Raw genomic sequence first — 15,679 nt, 5'->3', positions numbered from 1 at the left:
GGCCGGTTAGGCGTGCCACGCGCGGCCGAGCCGTCGAGCGTTTCGGCGTGGGCAAGGAGCGGAAGCTTGCTGCTCCTGAAACGACATCCCCGATTAGCGGTTGCTGCCCATGAAACGGATGGCCGCAACCGGAATGCGCACCTTTCCTGCATCTCGGTCGATCTCCGATCCAACAGGAATGCATCCAACCGACTCCATGCCGGATACTGCTTTCACCAGACTGCCGAATGCGTTGAATGCAACCCGGTCTCCGATTTTCAATTGCAGCTCGTCTTCGCAAGGAAAGCTATGGGTTACCATGTCAAGTCCTCTAAATCACTTGTATATTTGGCGCGTAATACCGCCTAAGTTGTCTAGGATATCGGACTGCGCGTTGCAAGCTCTTAATATTCGGCTTCTGCGATGTAAGAGCTGCCTGGGGTAGATGGATTCTGGTTTTGGCGGCTGCCAGGCGATCCGCCCGCCAGAGAATTGCCCGGGTACGTGCGTCGCGAACACGAAGCGCGTGAAGTCCTCGACATCTGCGAACCCATCCGTCTGAGCGAATTCGTTCGTGATATACTCTCGGTTTCCAGCCAGATGATTGCAGCTGGCTCAAGCTTGGTCGGCACCCGGACCCCAATGCTCTCGATCCCAAGGCACGTAGCATCTGGGATGATCTTTCGGCAGTGCGTGGTCCGCATGCCGACGTAGAGCTCACAGCGTCTCTCCTCCCCGCCGAAGGCCGGGCTCACCCGCCTGCGCTCCCCTCGCAGGCGGGGTCTTCCTGTCCGCCGTTCCCACCCTCCGCCGCCATCCAGGCAACGATCTTCGCGATCTCCGCCCGCTGCGGATGGTCGGACGAAGGGCGCCCGCGCCTGCGCCCGCAAAACCTGTCCTCAGGCAGCGTCCGGCGAAGCTTCCTGCGGCTTGGTGCCGTTTCGATCGCGGGACGGCATCCAGGCGGCAAGGCGCAGAATGTCGGCCAGGCATGGATGCTATGGGCGGGCGACTTTCCAGAAGGTAGAACCCGACAGGGGATGACGAAGATCCGGACCAACCGCGCGCCGGCAAGACCTTCCGACACGAAGCGTTCAGGCCTGAGAATGGCCTCCTGCACGGCTGGATCGTTTCTTGACCTGAACAGATGTCGAGGGAGACATCAGTATCTGGGCAAGCATGCCTGCGCGCGGTCAAGAGTATCTGCCCGATCGAGACACCAGCCGGCACCCTGCAGTTTGGATCGCAGGCTTTCGGCTTCGGCCAGCGCATTCTTGGCGCGCTCCAGCAGGTCGTTATACCGGTCCACCAGATCGTCATAGTCATCTGCGAGTTCCGTCAATGCCGACTTGCAGACGAAACCCCTATAATCGCACGTGTATGGCGTGAAGCAGGTGGCTCTTTCATCAACACACTTTCCGTTGGAGGCACACACCTTGTCGCTGTAATCGAGGCAGGCAGGCGTCTTCCCGAATGAGCACGAGAATGACTGCGTGAGGCCGGCACCACCGCTTAGGAGTAGCGCGCAGGCAGCGGCCGCAACCGTGGGCCATTCCATCCCGCTACAGCCCGAGGACCGTGGACAGGGGCGTGTTGCCCCCGAAGATGTGCATCACGATCCAGATCGCCCATGTGAACGGCCAGATCGCAGCAAGGAAGGCATCGAGCGTCAGGGAAATCAGGATCTTGACGAATATCGATGTGGTGCCGCTCCATGTCTCCACGACCGAGATGATATAGGTGATTGGCCCGCCGAACAGGAATGCGAGACCGAATACCCCACCGAACAACCCTCGAATGGCTTCCATATGAAAATTCTCCACGCGCAATCCCTGCAGCTTGCCCGTGGAGCGTTGACGAAACGTAACAGACCGCGTTGCGCTTGGCGGAGTGCCTGCCCTCTGCTGGTATCGCTTCCCTTGAGTGGGTCAGGGTCCGCGGCAGCGAATTCCGCGTTTGCGAAGTCGCTTGCACGTTCCTTTGGCGCGAACATGTCTGGAAGGTCGCGAATGGCACGCCAGAGGGGATTCATCCTCCCCGCGGCCGAGCGCCGGACGCGCGAGGCCGCGCGCCGCCTCGCCGGGGAAGGGCGGGACGCGGCCTGATGGAAGGGGCAGGGCGGCCGGGAAGGCCGCCCCGGTGAGAGGTGCCGCGGCGGGCTATTCCTCCTCGTCGTCCTCGTCGCGCTCGAGATCGTCGAAGCCCGGCGGCAGCTCCACCGCCGGGTAGAGGGCGGCGGCATCGTGCTCCGAGGGCTGGCGGGTGAAGCCCGAAAGCCCGGCGAGCGCATGCTCGTCGCGCGGGATCTCGACCCCGCTCAGCCCGTAGGCGGTCACCAGCTCGGCAAGCGAGCGCAGCGCATGCATGTGAATGCGCTCGTAGCCGTGGCTCGCGCTCACCCCGAAGGTGATGAGCGCCGTGCGCACGTCTTCGCCCGCCTCGATCGCCGAGGCGCTGTCGGAGCGGTAGAAGCGGAAGACATCCTTCTGATAGCGGATGTCGTTCTCCTGGCAGAGCTCCACCAGCTTGCGGGTGAGGTGGTAATCGAAGGGCCCGGTCTGGTCTGCCATCGCGATGGTCACGCCGTATTCCGCCGAGTTCTGCCCCGGCGCCGAGGTGCCGTTGTCGATCGCCACCAGCGAGGCGATATCCGGCACCAGCACCGCGGCCGCGCCGTGGCCGACTTCCTCGGCGATGGTGAAGAGCCAGAAGAGATCGACGGGCGGCACCGTGTCGGTCGCGAGCAGTGCCTTCATCGAGGCGAGCATGATCGCCACCCCGGCCTTGTCGTCGAGATGGCGCGAGACGATGAAGCCGTTCTCGAGGAACTCGGGCTGCGGATCGACGGCGACGAAATCGCCGATCTCGATGCCGAGCCGGTGCAGATGCCGCGCATTCGCCGCGAAGGCATCGACCCTGAGCTCCAGATGCTCCCAGCCGATCGGCGCGGTGTCGACCTCGTCGCCATAGGTATGGCCCGAAGCCTTGGGCGGCAGGATCGTGCCGCGATAGGTGCCCTTCTGGGTGAAGACCGTCACGCGGGCGCCCTCGGCGAACCGCGCCGACCAGGTGCCGATCGGCACCAGCGCCACGCGCCCGTTCGATTTCAGCGCCTTCACCTGCGCGCCGAGCGTGTCCACATGGCTCACGATCGCCCGCGCGCCGAGCTGGCTCGCGCCGGGGATCCGCGCCCGGATCGCGCCGCGGCGGGTCAGATCGTAGCGCACGCCGAGCCGCTCGAGCTCGTGACAGACATGGCGCACGATGGTGTCGGTATATCCGGTCGGGCTCGCGATCTCGAGCAGCGCGCGAAGCTGGTCGCGCAGATACACGACGTCGATGTCGAGCCGATGTCCCGGCAGGTCTATTTTGCCTGTCTCCATAGTGTCTCCCTCGCGGAGGCCGGCACCGACAGCGGAAACAGCAAGTCGATGAACCGCTCCGCGGTCGGTTGTGGTTCGTGGTTGGCGAGGCCAGGCCGTTCGTTCGCCTCGATGAAGACATAATCAGGTTTGAGATGCGTCTTCACCATCAGATCGATCCCCGTCACGGGAATGTCGATGGCGCGGGCCGCGGCGATCGCGGCCTTGATGAGGCCCGGATGGGTTTCACCGGTGACATCGATGATCGTGCCGCCGGTGTGAAGGTTCGCGGTCTTGCGCACCTGGATCGTCTCGCCCGCCGGCGGCACGTCCTCCATGCCATAGCCCGCGAGCCGGACGCAGCGCTCGGTCTCGGCATCCATCGGGATGCGGCTTTCGCCGCCGGTCGCCGCGGCGCGGCGGCGGCTCTGGATCTCGATGAGCTGGGCCACCGTCGAGCGGCCGTCCGACACCACCTGGGCGGGCCGCCGGATCGCCGCCGCCACCACCCGGTAGTCGATCACCACGAGGCGCAGGTCCTCGCCGGGGAAATACTGCTCGACCACCACGTCATCGCAGAAGGTGCGCGCCTTCTCGATCGCGGCCTCCAGATCGGCCTCCGTCTCGACGCCGACCGAGATGCCGTTGCCCTGCTCGCCGCGGGCGGGCTTCACCACCACGCTGCCCTGCTCGGCGAGAAAGGCCGCGCGCGCCTCCGGTCCCGGTTCGAGAAGCTGCGCGGGGACGGTCACGCCCGCCGCCTCCACCAGCCGCCGGGTGATGCGCTTGTCGTCGCAGATCGAGAGCGCCACGGCCGTGGTGAACTCGCTGAGCGATTCCCGGCAGCGCACCTGCCGCCCGCCGTAGGAGAGCCGGAAGAGCCCGGATTTCGCGTCGATCACATCGACCGCGATGCCGCGCCGCCGCGCCTCGTCGATGATGATGCGGGCATAGGGGTTGAGATCGCCGTCCGGCTGCTCGCCGGCGAAGAGCTTCTCGTTGATCGGGTTCTTGCGCTTCACCGCATAGACCGGCACCCGCCGGAACCCGAGCTTCTCGTAGAGCGCGATCGCCTGGGTGTTGTCATGGATCACCGAGAGATCCATGTAGGCCGCGCCCCGCTCCTGGAACTGCTCGGCAAGGGCGCGCACCAGCGCCTCGCCGATCTTCCCATGCGGCGCCTTGGAGGAGACCCCGAGGCACCAGAGCGAGGAGCCCTTCTGCGGGTCCTGGAAGGCGAGCGTGTGATCGACCCCCATGACCGAGCCGAGGATCGAGCCGGTCTCGGCATCCTCGGCCACCAGCACGGTGAGCGTCCGCGCGTCGCGGTGCGACCAGAAGAACTCGGGCGGTACCGGTACCATGCCGCGCTCGAGATAGATGAGGTTCGCCGCCTCGGCATCGACCTGCGTGCTGAGGCGCCGGATGGTGAACTGCTCCGGGCGCCGCTCGGCGGGCGTGTAGTCGGCGAAATCGAGCCGGAAGGTGTGCGAGGGGTCGAGGAAGAGCTCCTGCGGCGCGAGCGAGAGCAGCACATGCGGCTCGGGCACGTAGAAGGCGATGTCGCGCCGGTCGGGGCGCTCGTCCTGCAGCGCCTCGGCAAGCGCCTCGTTGGTCTCGAAGGTATGCGCGAAGATCAGCCGCCCCCAGCCGCAATCGACGATCGCATTGGCATCGCCCGTCTGGCCGGGCGGGGTGGTGAAGGGGGTGTGGGCATCCTCATGGAGATGCGGCGGCCGGGGCTCCGGCCGTGCATCGTCCCTGCGCTCGGAAGCCATCCTCAGACTCCTTGTTCCTGCAGCCACATTTCCAGAAGCGAAACCTGCCAGAGTTCGGAACCGCGCAGCGGCGTGATATGTTCCTTGGGCGCGGCAAAGAGCGTTTCGAGATAGTCCTCGCGGAAGAGCCCGCGCTCGCGTGCCTTCTGCGAGGTGAGCACCGAGCGCACCATCTCGAGATAGGGCCCGTCGATGTATTTGAGCGCCGGCACCGGGAAATAGCCCTTCGGCCGGTCGATCACCTCCGAGGGAATGACCCGGCGCGCCACGTCCTTGAGGATGCCCTTGCCGCCATGGGCGAGCTTGAGCTCGGGCGGCACGCGGTTTGCAAGCTCGACCAGCTCGTGGTCGAGGAACGGCACGCGCGCCTCGAGCCCCCAGGCCATGGTCATGTTGTCGACCCGCTTCACCGGATCGTCCACCAGCATCACGTTGGTGTCGATCCGGAGCGCCTTGTCCACCGCGTCATCGGCGCCCGATTGCGCGAAATGCGCCGCGACGAAGGCGAGCGCCTCGTCCTTCTCGGGCATGTGCTGGGCCTGAAGATGCTTGCCCAGCGTCGCGAAGGAGCGGTCGAAGAAGGCCTTGGCGTAATCGGCCACCGGATCGTTCGAGGAGGCCATCGGCGGATACCAGTGATAGCCCGCGAAGACCTCGTCCGCGCCCTGGCCCGACTGCACCACCTTGATCGTCTTGGCGACCTCCCGGCTCAGCAGGAAGAAGCCGATGTTGTCGTAGGAGACCATCGGCTCCGACATCGCCGCGATGGTGGCGGGCAGATTGGTCTTCATCTCCTCGGAGGGAATGAAGATCTTGTGGTGATTGGTGCCGTAATGCTTGGCGATGAGGTCGGAATACTTGAACTCGTCGCCCTGTTCGCCATGCGCGGCCTCGAAGCCGATGGAATAGGTCGCGAGATCCTTCTGGCCTTCCTCCGCCAGCAGCCCGACGATGAGCGAGCTGTCCACACCGCCCGAGAGCAGCACGCCCACCGGCACGTCGGCGACCATGCGGCGGCGGACCGAGACGCGCAGCGCCTCGAGCACCATGTCGTTCCACTCCTCCGCCGAGCGCGCCACGTCCTCGGCCGAGCGGGTGAAGTCCGGCCGCCAGTAGATCTCGTCCGTGTGGCTGCCGTCGGTCTCGTAGGTGCGGATCGTGGCGGGCGGCATCTTGCGGACGCCGGCCAGGATCGTGCGCGGGGCGGGCACCACCGCATGCCAGCTCATGTAATACTGCAGCGCCACCCGGTCGATCGAGGTGTCCACGTCACCCGCGGCCAGAAGCGCCGGCAGCGAGGAGGCAAAGCGCAGGCTCTTGCCCGTCTCGCTGTAATAGAGCGGCTTGATGCCGAAGCGGTCGCGCACGAAGCTGATCCGTCCGGTGGCCCGGTCGTGGATCGCGAAGGCGAACATGCCGTGCAGCTTCGGCACCGCCGCCTTGCCCCATTCCGCCCAGGCCTTGAGGATCACTTCCGTATCGCCCGTCGAGGCAAAGACATGGCCCTTGCCCTCGAGCTCGCGGCGCAGCTCGGGGTAATTGTAGATGCAGCCGTTGAAGGCGATCGTGAGCCCGAGGCCGGTGTCGACGAAGGGCTGCGCCGCCGCTTCGGAAAGGTCGATGATCTTCAGCCGCCGGTGGCCGAACCCGACACGCCCCCGCACGACGACCCCCGCGCCATCCGGCCCGCGGGGCGCCATCGCATCCGCCATCTTCTCGATCCGGCCGGCCGACGCCAGAGCGTCATCGAACCTCACCTCTCCGCAGATTCCACACATGGACCGGTGCCACCTCCTCGACAATTTCATTGACGCGCGATCATTAGAACAATAATCATTCGCGCACAACCATCGCATGAACATGTCGCAGACTTCCGAAACGTCAACCGCCCTCCTGAAGTCGATCCGCCGCCTCGCCAGGGCGCTCGACATGCATTCCCGCCACATCAACCGCGAGAGCGGCCTGACGCTGCCCCAGCTCATCGTGCTGCGCTGCGTGCGCGAGCTCGGCGAGGTGACGGGCCGCGCCATTTCGGAAGCTGCCGACCTGTCGCCGCCCACCGTCGTCGGCATCCTCGACAAGCTCGAGACCAAGGGCCTGATCGAGCGCTACCGCTCGACCCGCGACCGCCGCATCGTCCACACCCGGCTGAGCGGGACGGGCAGGGCGCTGCTCGACCGCTCGCCCTCACCGCTCGGCGCGCGCTTCGAGACCCGCTTCATGGCGCTCGAGGCGCGGGAGCGGGCGGAGATCCTCGAGGCCTTCCGCAAGGCCGCCGATCTTGCGCTCGAGCCCGCGGTGCAGGAGGCTCCCGAAGACGACGGTCCCGATCTCGTCCACTGAGCCCGCCGCCACCGCCGCCGCTGCCCAACCGGAGAGAGGAGCCCCATGCGCGCCATCCACGACCCGCGCCAGAGCCGCCACGACCCGAAACACTGCCTGATCTCGGGCAAGGTCAAACCCAACCGCGAACAGCCCGAGCGCGCCGCGCGCCTGCTTGCCGGCGCCAGGGCCGCGGGCGCCAGCATCGAGCCGCCACGCGACGCGGGCCTCGCGCCCATCGCCGCGATCCACTCGCCCGAATACCTTACCTTCCTGCAGACGATCCACGCCCGCTGGCAGGCGCTCGAGGATGCGAGCGAGGAGGTCATCCCCAATGTCCACCCCGCCCGCCGCGACGCCGACAGCTACCCCGCCTCGCCGGTCGGGCAGGCGGGCTGGCACATGGCCGACACCGCATGCCCGATCGCCGCGCACACCTGGGACTCCGCCTACTGGTCGGCCCAGACCGCGCTCAGCGCCGCCGATCTCGTCGCGGGCGGCGCGCGCGCCGTCTACGCCCTTTGCCGTCCGCCGGGGCACCATGCCTTCGGCGATCTCGCCGGCGGCTTCTGCTTTCTCAACAATTCCGCCATCGCCGCCGAGCGCCTCTGCGCCGCGGGCCTGCGCCCGGCGATCCTCGACATCGACGTCCACCACGGCAACGGCACCCAGGGCATCTTCTATGCCCGGCGCGACGTGCTCACCGTCTCGATCCATGCCGATCCGGCGGGCTTCTACCCGTTCTTCTGGGGCCACGCGGCGGAGCGCGGCAAAGGAGCGGGGCAGGGCTACAACCTCAACCTGCCGCTCCCGCGCGGCACCGGCGACGCGCCGTGGCTCGAAACCCTGGGCGTGGCGCTGGCCCGCATCTCGGCCTTCGCGCCCGACGTGCTCGTGCTCGCCCTCGGCCTCGATGCCCATGAAGCCGACCCCTACCAGGGCCTCGCCGTCACCACGCCGGGCTTCACCCGCATCGCCGCCAGGATCGCGGGCCTCGGCCTGCCCACGGTGATCGTGCAGGAGGGGGGATATCTCTCCGAGCATCTCGGCCCCAACCTCACCGCCTTCCTCGGCGGCTTCGAGGCCGGCTGAGCGCTCAGGGCGCGAGCGTGAGCCCGATGCGGATCACCGTGTCCGGCCCGTAGGCAAGGCCCGCGGTGTTGATCCAGAGGCTGTCGCCGGCAAAGAGCACCCGCTCGGGCGTAAGCCCCGCCATCGAGGTCTCGGCCTCGATCCGCGCCTGCGTGATCTCGACAGGCGGCGTGCCATGAAACCGGATCGCGGGGCCGGCGAACCGGCCCGCCTGGATCACGCCCGAGCCCGCGTTGCGGAAATCGGCGCGCACCCAGTCCGGCCCGAAATCGACCGCGACATCGAACACCTCGATGCCCTCCGCCAGCGTGCCTTGGGTGTTGAGCACCGTGGCGCTCGGGATCTCGACGCCATCCCCGACCGCCACCGTCACCGCCTCGCTCTCCCGCGCGCCCCCCGCGCCCTCAAGCGGCGCAAACTGGAGGCTGAGCGTCGCATAGCCCCCGGTCAGCTGCTGCGGAACCCGGCCCGCCGGCGCAGCAGGCTCCGGCGCGGCCACGGCCGGCGGCGGCATCGCCCGGCGCTGATCGGAGGGGATCGCCACCACATAGCGCGTGCCGTCGAAGGCCAGCAACGCGCCGTTCATGTCGACCTCGCGCCAGCCGTTGCTCCGGCTCTCGAGCGGAGTGAAGCCGTGCGCGATGAAATCGCCGATGCTGCGCGCCTCCGGCCCGGTCAGATCGAGGATCGTGCCGGCGCAGCCCCGCGTGCCGCAATCCCAGAGCGAGGACACGATCACCAGCGCCTCGGGCACCGGCGTGCCGCCGAGATCGGCGAAGGCGCGCCAGACGCTGCGGTCCGGCGCCGGGGCCATGCCCTGCGCCGCCACATCGCGGGCGAGGAAGGCATCGACCTTGGCCGCGAGCTCGGGCGTCTCCTGCGCCGACGCAGTCCCCGGCAGCAGCCCGAGCGCGAGGCAGACGCCCCGGAGCCCGCCGCCCCGTATCGTGCCGTTCCGTGCCATGGCCACCCGCCAGCCCGCGCCGCTCAGTCGAGCGCGCCCATCACCTTGCCGTTGAAGCCGTAGACCTCGCGCTTGCCGCCGAAGGGCACCAGCGCGACCTCCCGCGTCTGCCCGGGCTCGAAGCGCACCGCGGTGCCGGCCGCGATGTCGAGCCGCATGCCGCGGGCCGCCGCGCGATCGAAATCGAGGCCGGGATTGGTCTCGGCAAAATGGAAATGGCTGCCCACCTGCACCGGCCGGTCGCCGGTGTTGGAGACCGTGAGCGTGATCGCCTCGCGGTCCGCATTGAGGGTGATGTCGCCCGCCGCCGGAAAGATCTCGCCCGGTATCATGCCTTTTCCTCCGTCTTCATGCAGCCCGATACGTTCAGCACCCGGATCGTCGAGGCCGGATGCCGCTCCAGCGCCGCCCTGGGCCGGATCGGCCGCGCCGTGAACCCGCCGCCGCAATTCGGACAGACGCCGCCGAGCGTATCCTCGACACAGTCCCGGCAGAAGGTGCATTCGAAGGTGCAGATCATCGCCTCGAGGCTCTCGGGCGGCAGATCCCGGTCGCAGCATTCGCAGTTGGGCCGCAATTCGAGCATCGCGCGCCTCCGTCAGCGGATCGGGTGATGAACGGTCACGAGCTTGGTGCCGTCGGGAAACGTCGCCTCGACCTGCACGTCGTGGATCATCTCGGCGATGCCCGGCATGCACTGGCTCACGGACACCACATGCGCGCCCGCTTCCATCAGATCGGCCACCGAGCGGCCGTCGCGCGCGCCCTCGACGACGAAATCGGTGATGAGCGCGATCGCCTCGGGGTGGTTGAGCTTCACGCCGCGCTCCAGCCGGCCGCGCGCGACCATGGCGGCGAGCGAAACGAGGAGCTTGTCTTTCTCGCGGGGGGTCAGGTTCATCGGGTGTCCTCGGGCTCCTTGGGTCTAGAGGCTCCAGACGCGCGGCAAGGCGTCCTGCCGGAAGGCGGTGAGAAAACGGAACAGCGCCGCGCGCAACGGGGCCGCGTCGCGGGCAATGAACCGCAGGATGAGAAGATCGGGCTTGCTGCTCGCCGCCGCCCGGACGGCCGGGCCTTCGGGCAGCAGCGCGCGCACCGCGTCGATCCGCTCCGCGGCGCCCGGCGCGGCATGGATGAGGGTCGCAAAGGCCCGCGCCCCGCCGAGCGTCGCCGGGCCTGCCGTCGCCGCCGCGAGATCGCCCGACGCGCGCAGCGCCTCGGCATGGACGAGCCGGCCGCCGCGCCGGATGCGCCACTGGTCGGAGATATGGCCCACCGTCACCCGCTCGCCCATCGCCGCCCGGCCGAGCACCACGGTCTCGAGCGCGGTAAGCTGCGCATCCTCGGCCATCTCGACCTCGAGCCGGCGCGCCACCGCGCCGCCCTCGAAGACGATGGTCTCCTGCGGCAGCCAGGCGAGCTCCGCGCCCGCGCCGAGCGTGAGCCGCGTCTCGATCTGCCCGACGCCCGAGGCGGCGCGGTAGATCCGCTCGGCGGCCTGGGTCGTCACCACCAGCCCCGCGCCATCGCCCGCCGTCATCACATAGTCGAGCCGGTCGCCGCCGGTGATGCCGCCCGAGGTGTTGACGAGCACGGCCTCGGGCAGCCGCGAGTGGCTCCGGGGCAGGATCGCCTTGGCGCAGCCCTGCTGGTAGAGCCGTTCGAGCCGGGTCCGGCCACCGTCCGCGCGCATCGCAACCTCCGCCCGGCCGCGGGCGCGCTGCAGGCCCTCGGGGGCGATATGCGGCAGGATCGTCTGGGTCATGGCCGGGGAAATCTAGGCGCCGCCGCGCGCCGCGTGCAATGAAGAAGCGTTCCGCAGGCGGGCTTTGCGCCGCGCCTGCCCGCAAAATGGGCAACCCGGCGGACCGAATGCATGCGAAATATTTTACCAATTGATAAAAAACGAAGCCTGTGCCAGCGTTTTCCCAAGCAAGGTTGCGCGCCAGGAGAGGCCAATGTCGTCCCAGCCCAGATCCTCAGGCTCCCGCACGGCCGCTCCGGCCGCAGGCATCGCGGCGGGCCGCCTGCCACCCGAGGCGATCGCCGCGAATTTTGCCGATATCGCGCCGCGCCTCACGCCCCACGAGGCCATGGTCGCCGCCGACCGCTGCTATTTCTGCCATGATGCGCCCTGCATCACGGCATGCCCCACCTCCATCGACATCCCGCTCTTCATCCGCGAGATCGCCACCGAGCAGCCGCTCGCCGCCGCCCGCACCATCCTGTCGCAGAACATCCTCGGCGGCATGTGCGCCCGCGTCTGCCCGACCGAGACGCTCTGCGAGGAGGCTTGCGTGCGCGAGGCGGCCGAGGGCAAGCCGGTCGAGATCGGCCGGCTCCAGCGCTTCGCGACCGATGCGATGATGGCCCGCCCCGGCCACCCGTTCTCCCGCGCCGCCGCCACCGGCAAGCGCGTCGCCGTCGTGGGCGCCGGCCCCGCGGGGCTCGCCTGCGCCCACCGGCTCGCGATGCTCGGCCACGAGGTCGCGGTCTTCGACGCGCGCCCCCGGCCCGGCGGGCTCAACGAGTTCGGCATCGCCGCCTACAAGGCGCCCGAGGGCTTCGCGCAGGCCGAGCTCGACTGGCTGCTCGGCATCGGCGGCATCACCATCCGCCAGGGCGTCGCGCTCGGCCGCGACGTGAAGCTCGCCGCGCTCCGCAAGTCCTACGATGCGGTCTTCCTCGGCATGGGGCTCGGCGGCGTCAACGCGCTCGAGGTCCGGGGCCGCAAGAAGGCCGGCCTGCGCGCCGCGGTCGATTTCATCGCCGAGCTGCGCCAGGCCGAGGATCTCTCCGCGCTGCCCGTCGGCCGCCGCGTCGTCGTCATCGGCGGCGGCATGACCGCGATCGACGCCGCGGTGCAGTCGAAATACCTCGGCGCCGAGGAGGTGACGATCGTCTACCGCCGCGCGCAGGCGCGGATGAGCGCCAGCCGCCACGAACAGGAGCACGCGACGGATGCGGGCGTGCGCATCCTCTGCAACGCCGTGCCGCTCCGGCTGAAGGGCAACGGCGCGGTCTCGGCCGTCGAGTTCGCCCGCGTCATCGAAACCCCGGACGGCCTCATGGACTCCGGCGAGACCTTCACCCTCGCCGCCGACCAGGTCTTCACCGCCATCGGCCAGAGCCTCGGGAAACTGCCCAAGACCCTCGCGACCGAACGCGGCAAGATCCGCGTCGAGGGGCCGGGCCGCACCAGCGTCCCCGGCGTCTGGGCGGGGGGGGATTGCGCCGCGGGCGGCGACGATCTCACCGTCACGGCCGTGGCCGAAGGGCGCGACGCGGCCATGGACATTCACCGGGCGCTGTGCTGATGAAGAGCGCGCGGGCGGCGGCGCATTCCGGGAGGGCCGGTTGCCGGCCCCGCCGGAGGGACCATCATGCAGGCGCTTCTCGGCCATGTCGTCGATTTCGTGGCCGCCCACGCGAGCTGGGCGCCCTACCTGGCGTTCCTCTTCGCCTTCGCCGAAACGCTCGCCTTCCTCTCGATCCTCGTGCCCTCCACCATGATCTTCATCGCGGTGGGCGGGCTGATCGCCACCGGCAGCCTGCACCTCCTGCCGATCTGGATCGGCGCCTCGCTCGGGGCGCTCGCCGGTTCGACCTTCTCCTGGTGGCTCGGCGCCCGCTACGGCTCCCACCTGCTGGCGCTCTGGCCGCTCAACCGCGAACCCCGCGCGGTGGAGCGCAGCACCTGCGCCTTCGCGCGCTGGGGCGGCGGCGCGATCTTCGCCGGGCATTTCTTCGGCCCGATCCGCTCGGTGGTCTTCGTCGCCGCCGGCATGTCGATGATGCCCTCGCTGCGCTTCCAGCTCGCGAACTTCCCCGGCGCGCTGCTCTGGGCCTATGTGATCCCGAAATCCGGCGAGCTCGGCGGCGGCGTCCTCGGCCACCTCTGGCACGCGGTCACGGGAAGCTGACGGCGCCGGTCGCCCGGCAGTGCTATCCTGAACAGTCTTCGGGAGCGCACAGGGGGCGGCCATGAACGGGATCGAGGCGGAAGTTGCCAGGCACTACGGCGAGCGGAACCTCTTCGAGAGGATCGTTGCCGCCATCGGCAAGGACGAGGCGGAGATCGGCGCCGCCGACATCCGCGCGCATGACGAGTTTCACATCGGTCAGGGCGAGGCGACCGAGCGCCTGCTCGACCCGCTGGGCCTGCCGCCCGGCACCAAGGTGCTCGATATCGGCTGCGGCATCGGTGGCCCGGCGCGGCGCATGGCGGCGCGCTACGGCTGGGTGGTGACGGGCCTCGACCTCACGCCCGATTTCGTCGCGGCGGCCACCCGGCTGTCGCAGATCGCCGGCGACGGCACCAGCCGCTTCGTTCTGGGAAGCGCGCTCGGCATGCCCTTCGCCCCCGAGAGCTTCGATCTCGCGACCCTCATCCACGTCGGGATGAACATCGCCGACAAGCAGGGCCTCTTCGCCGCGGTGGCGCGTGTCCTGCGCCCCGGCGGCCGCTTTGCCCTCTACGACATCATGCGCACCGGGCCGGGCCACCCGGACTATCCGGTGCCATGGGCCGAAACGCCCGCAGCCTCCCACCTCTCCGCGCCGGATGCCTACCGCGCGGCGGCGCGGGCCGCGGGCTTCCACACCGAACGCGAAGCCGACCGGAGCGACGTGGCGCGCGCCTTCTTCGCCGCGATGCAGGCGGCGATCCGCGAGGGCCGGGCCCCCGGCGGCCCGCCCGTCATCATGGGGGCAAACGCCCGCGAGAAGGTCGCAAACCTCACCGCCGCCGTTCAGTCGGGCGACATCGCCCCGGTCGAGATGGTCTTCCGCAAGGGAGCCGCGTGAGCCTGCGGTCCGCGTCGCCGCCCGGACCAGACGAGAAAGGAAAGAGCCGATGGCCGATCTCAGATCCGACTTCCTGGGCATCAAGTCGCCCAACCCGTTCTGGCTCGCCTCGGCGCCGCCGACGGACAAGGAATACAACGTCCGCCGCGCCTTCGAGGCCGGCTGGGGCGGCGTGGTGTGGAAGACCCTCGGGCTCGACCCGCATATCGTCAACGTGAACGGCCCCCGCTACGGCGCCATCTGGGGCGCCGACCGCCGCCTCCTCGGGCTCAACAACATCGAGCTCATCACCGACCGCCCGCTCGAGGTGAACCTCCGCGAGATCAGGGCGGTGAAGCGCGACTGGCCCGACCGCGCCATGGTGGTGAGCCTGATGGTCCCCTGCGACGAGGAAAGCTGGCGCGGGATCCTGCCGCTGGTCGAGGAAACCGGCGCCGACGGCGTCGAGCTCAACTTCGGCTGCCCGCACGGCATGAGCGAGCGCGGCATGGGCTCGGCCGTCGGTCAGGTGCCGGAATACATCGAGATGGTGGCGCGCTGGTGCAAGGCGCACACCCGCATGCCGGTGATCGTGAAGCTCACCCCCAACATCACCGACATCCGCTTCCCGGCGCGGGCGGCCAAGGCCGGCGGCGCGGACGCGGTCAGCCTCATCAACACCGTGAGCTCGATCACCTCGGTCAATCTCGACACCTTCAGCCCGGAGCCCTCCATCGACGGCAAGGGCAGCCACGGCGGCTACTGCGGCCCGGCGGTGAAGCCCATCGCGCTCAACATGGTGGCCGAGATCGCCCGCGATGCCGAAACCCGCGGCCTGCCGATCTCCGGCATCGGCGGCATCACCACATGGCGCGACGCGGCCGAGTTCATCGCGCTCGGCTGCGGCACGGTGCAGGTCTGCACCGCGGCCATGACCTACGGCTTCAAGGTGGTGCAGGAAATGGCCGCCGGGCTCGCGCAATGGATGGACGATGCCGGCCACGCCGATCTCGCCGCCTTCCGCGGCCGGGCCGTGCCCAACGTCACCGACTGGCAGTATCTCAACCTCAACTACGTCGCGAAGGCGAAGATCGACCAGGATCTCTGCATCAAGTGCGGCCGCTGCTTCGCCGCCTGCGAGGACACCAGCCATCAGGCGATCGCGATGAAGGAGGGCCGCGTCTTCGAGGTGAAGGACGAGGAATGCGTCGCCTGCAACCTCTGCGTCAATGTCTGCCCGGTGGAGGGCTGCATCTCCATGGAGGCCATGGCGCCCGGCACGACCGATCCGCGGACGGGCAGGGAGGTCTCGCCCGGCTACGCCAACTGGACGACGCACCCCAACAACCCGATGGCCAGGGCCGCCGAATAGCCTTCGGCGGGCGGGCGCGCGCGGT

General features: G+C 68.9%; 17 protein-coding genes. 6 read left to right on the top strand and 11 right to left on the bottom strand.

Going from position 1 to position 15,679, the window contains the following annotated elements:
- Positions 1-93 precede the first annotated feature (93 nt).
- The 6 genes from ACF66B_RS02635 to ACF66B_RS02610 all read right to left on the bottom strand — a co-directional run bounded on the left by ACF66B_RS02635 (position 94) and on the right by ACF66B_RS02610 (position 6,897).
- Positions 94-300, bottom strand: a complete 207-nt coding sequence (locus ACF66B_RS02635) for a hypothetical protein (protein WP_162683140.1) — start codon at positions 298-300, stop codon at positions 94-96.
- An 841-nt stretch (positions 301-1,141) separates the two neighbouring features.
- The gene (locus tag ACF66B_RS02630; RefSeq protein ID WP_162683141.1) at positions 1,142-1,321 is read right to left on the bottom strand and encodes a hypothetical protein; all 180 of its coding nucleotides are present in this window, start codon (positions 1,319-1,321) and stop codon (positions 1,142-1,144) included.
- Positions 1,322-1,541: 220 nt separating this feature from the next.
- Positions 1,542-1,787: a hypothetical protein gene (locus tag ACF66B_RS02625; RefSeq protein WP_162683142.1), complete on the bottom strand. Its 246-nt coding sequence runs from the start codon at positions 1,785-1,787 to the stop codon at positions 1,542-1,544.
- A gap of 351 nt (positions 1,788-2,138) precedes the next feature.
- Positions 2,139-3,362, bottom strand: coding sequence for an osmoprotectant NAGGN system M42 family peptidase (locus ACF66B_RS02620; protein ID WP_111428384.1), 1,224 nt, complete (start codon positions 3,360-3,362; stop codon positions 2,139-2,141).
- Complete coding sequence (gene ngg / locus ACF66B_RS02615; protein WP_111428385.1) at positions 3,344-5,119, bottom strand: N-acetylglutaminylglutamine synthetase; 1,776 nt, start codon at positions 5,117-5,119, stop codon at positions 3,344-3,346. The genes ACF66B_RS02620 and ngg overlap by 19 nt, the downstream gene beginning before the upstream one ends.
- Before the next feature lie 2 nt (positions 5,120-5,121).
- Complete coding sequence (locus tag ACF66B_RS02610; protein WP_111428386.1) at positions 5,122-6,897, bottom strand: N-acetylglutaminylglutamine amidotransferase; 1,776 nt, start codon at positions 6,895-6,897, stop codon at positions 5,122-5,124.
- A gap of 82 nt (positions 6,898-6,979) precedes the next feature.
- On the opposite strand from ACF66B_RS02610, the gene ACF66B_RS02605 reads away from it, so the two are divergent.
- Both ACF66B_RS02605 and ACF66B_RS02600 read left to right on the top strand, forming a co-directional pair.
- Positions 6,980-7,462, top strand: a complete 483-nt coding sequence (locus ACF66B_RS02605) for a MarR family winged helix-turn-helix transcriptional regulator (protein WP_392663931.1) — start codon at positions 6,980-6,982, stop codon at positions 7,460-7,462.
- Positions 7,463-7,507: 45 nt separating this feature from the next.
- Positions 7,508-8,533, top strand: coding sequence for a histone deacetylase family protein (locus tag ACF66B_RS02600; protein ID WP_111428388.1), 1,026 nt, complete (start codon positions 7,508-7,510; stop codon positions 8,531-8,533).
- A 4-nt stretch (positions 8,534-8,537) separates the two neighbouring features.
- On the opposite strand, the gene ACF66B_RS02595 is transcribed toward ACF66B_RS02600, so the two are convergent.
- The 5 genes from ACF66B_RS02595 to ACF66B_RS02575 are packed head-to-tail and all read right to left on the bottom strand — an operon-like array spanning position 8,538 to position 11,262.
- Positions 8,538-9,497: a hypothetical protein gene (locus tag ACF66B_RS02595; RefSeq protein ID WP_111428389.1), complete on the bottom strand. Its 960-nt coding sequence runs from the start codon at positions 9,495-9,497 to the stop codon at positions 8,538-8,540.
- Between the two features lie 23 nt (positions 9,498-9,520).
- On the bottom strand, positions 9,521-9,829 hold the full coding sequence (locus tag ACF66B_RS02590) for an urease subunit beta (protein ID WP_111428390.1): 309 nt from the start codon (positions 9,827-9,829) through the stop codon (positions 9,521-9,523).
- Positions 9,826-10,083 (bottom strand): DUF1272 domain-containing protein, encoded by a 258-nt coding sequence (locus tag ACF66B_RS02585; RefSeq protein WP_111428391.1) that lies wholly within the window; start codon positions 10,081-10,083, stop codon positions 9,826-9,828. The genes ACF66B_RS02590 and ACF66B_RS02585 overlap by 4 nt, the downstream gene beginning before the upstream one ends.
- 12 nt (positions 10,084-10,095) lie before the next feature.
- Entirely contained in the window at positions 10,096-10,398 is a 303-nt protein-coding gene (locus tag ACF66B_RS02580) for an urease subunit gamma (protein ID WP_111428392.1), read from the bottom strand.
- A gap of 24 nt (positions 10,399-10,422) precedes the next feature.
- The gene (locus tag ACF66B_RS02575; RefSeq protein ID WP_111428393.1) at positions 10,423-11,262 is read right to left on the bottom strand and encodes an urease accessory protein UreD; all 840 of its coding nucleotides are present in this window, start codon (positions 11,260-11,262) and stop codon (positions 10,423-10,425) included.
- Positions 11,263-11,455: 193 nt separating this feature from the next.
- Here ACF66B_RS02575 and ACF66B_RS02570 point away from each other — a divergent pair, with 193 nt between their 5' ends.
- From ACF66B_RS02570 to preA, 4 genes are all read left to right on the top strand, one after another.
- Entirely contained in the window at positions 11,456-12,814 is a 1,359-nt protein-coding gene (locus ACF66B_RS02570; protein WP_111428394.1) for an NAD(P)-dependent oxidoreductase, read from the top strand.
- Between the two features lie 66 nt (positions 12,815-12,880).
- Positions 12,881-13,420, top strand: coding sequence for a DedA family protein (locus ACF66B_RS02565; protein ID WP_111428395.1), 540 nt, complete (start codon positions 12,881-12,883; stop codon positions 13,418-13,420).
- A 61-nt stretch (positions 13,421-13,481) separates the two neighbouring features.
- Entirely contained in the window at positions 13,482-14,303 is an 822-nt protein-coding gene (locus tag ACF66B_RS02560) for a class I SAM-dependent methyltransferase (RefSeq protein WP_111428396.1), read from the top strand.
- A gap of 49 nt (positions 14,304-14,352) precedes the next feature.
- Positions 14,353-15,654 (top strand): NAD-dependent dihydropyrimidine dehydrogenase subunit PreA, encoded by a 1,302-nt coding sequence (gene preA / locus ACF66B_RS02555; protein ID WP_111428397.1) that lies wholly within the window; start codon positions 14,353-14,355, stop codon positions 15,652-15,654.
- Positions 15,655-15,679: the final 25 nt, after the last annotated feature.

Source organism: Amaricoccus sp. B4, from assembly GCF_043226085.1.
GTDB lineage: Bacteria > Pseudomonadota > Alphaproteobacteria > Rhodobacterales > Rhodobacteraceae > Amaricoccus.
The sequence above is the reverse complement of the archived record's forward strand: the minus strand, read 5'-3'. Positions and strand labels throughout refer to the sequence as shown.

Coding starts and splice junctions, on each gene's coding strand:
- ACF66B_RS02575 (WP_111428393.1), bottom strand. CDS start 11,262: ATGACCCAGACGATCCTGCCGCATATCGCCCCCGAGGGCCTGCAGCGC.
- ACF66B_RS02580 (WP_111428392.1), bottom strand. CDS start 10,398: ATGAACCTGACCCCCCGCGAGAAAGACAAGCTCCTCGTTTCGCTCGCC.
- ACF66B_RS02635 (WP_162683140.1), bottom strand. CDS start 300: ATGGTAACCCATAGCTTTCCTTGCGAAGACGAGCTGCAATTGAAAATC.
- ACF66B_RS02620 (WP_111428384.1), bottom strand. CDS start 3,362: ATGGAGACAGGCAAAATAGACCTGCCGGGACATCGGCTCGACATCGAC.
- ACF66B_RS02560 (WP_111428396.1), top strand. CDS start 13,482: ATGAACGGGATCGAGGCGGAAGTTGCCAGGCACTACGGCGAGCGGAAC.
- preA (WP_111428397.1), top strand. CDS start 14,353: ATGGCCGATCTCAGATCCGACTTCCTGGGCATCAAGTCGCCCAACCCG.
- ACF66B_RS02625 (WP_162683142.1), bottom strand. CDS start 1,787: ATGGAAGCCATTCGAGGGTTGTTCGGTGGGGTATTCGGTCTCGCATTC.
- ACF66B_RS02565 (WP_111428395.1), top strand. CDS start 12,881: ATGCAGGCGCTTCTCGGCCATGTCGTCGATTTCGTGGCCGCCCACGCG.
- ACF66B_RS02600 (WP_111428388.1), top strand. CDS start 7,508: ATGCGCGCCATCCACGACCCGCGCCAGAGCCGCCACGACCCGAAACAC.
- ACF66B_RS02595 (WP_111428389.1), bottom strand. CDS start 9,497: ATGGCACGGAACGGCACGATACGGGGCGGCGGGCTCCGGGGCGTCTGC.
- ACF66B_RS02610 (WP_111428386.1), bottom strand. CDS start 6,897: ATGTGTGGAATCTGCGGAGAGGTGAGGTTCGATGACGCTCTGGCGTCG.
- ACF66B_RS02590 (WP_111428390.1), bottom strand. CDS start 9,829: ATGATACCGGGCGAGATCTTTCCGGCGGCGGGCGACATCACCCTCAAT.
- ACF66B_RS02570 (WP_111428394.1), top strand. CDS start 11,456: ATGTCGTCCCAGCCCAGATCCTCAGGCTCCCGCACGGCCGCTCCGGCC.
- ngg (WP_111428385.1), bottom strand. CDS start 5,119: ATGGCTTCCGAGCGCAGGGACGATGCACGGCCGGAGCCCCGGCCGCCG.
- ACF66B_RS02585 (WP_111428391.1), bottom strand. CDS start 10,083: ATGCTCGAATTGCGGCCCAACTGCGAATGCTGCGACCGGGATCTGCCG.
- ACF66B_RS02605 (WP_392663931.1), top strand. CDS start 6,980: ATGTCGCAGACTTCCGAAACGTCAACCGCCCTCCTGAAGTCGATCCGC.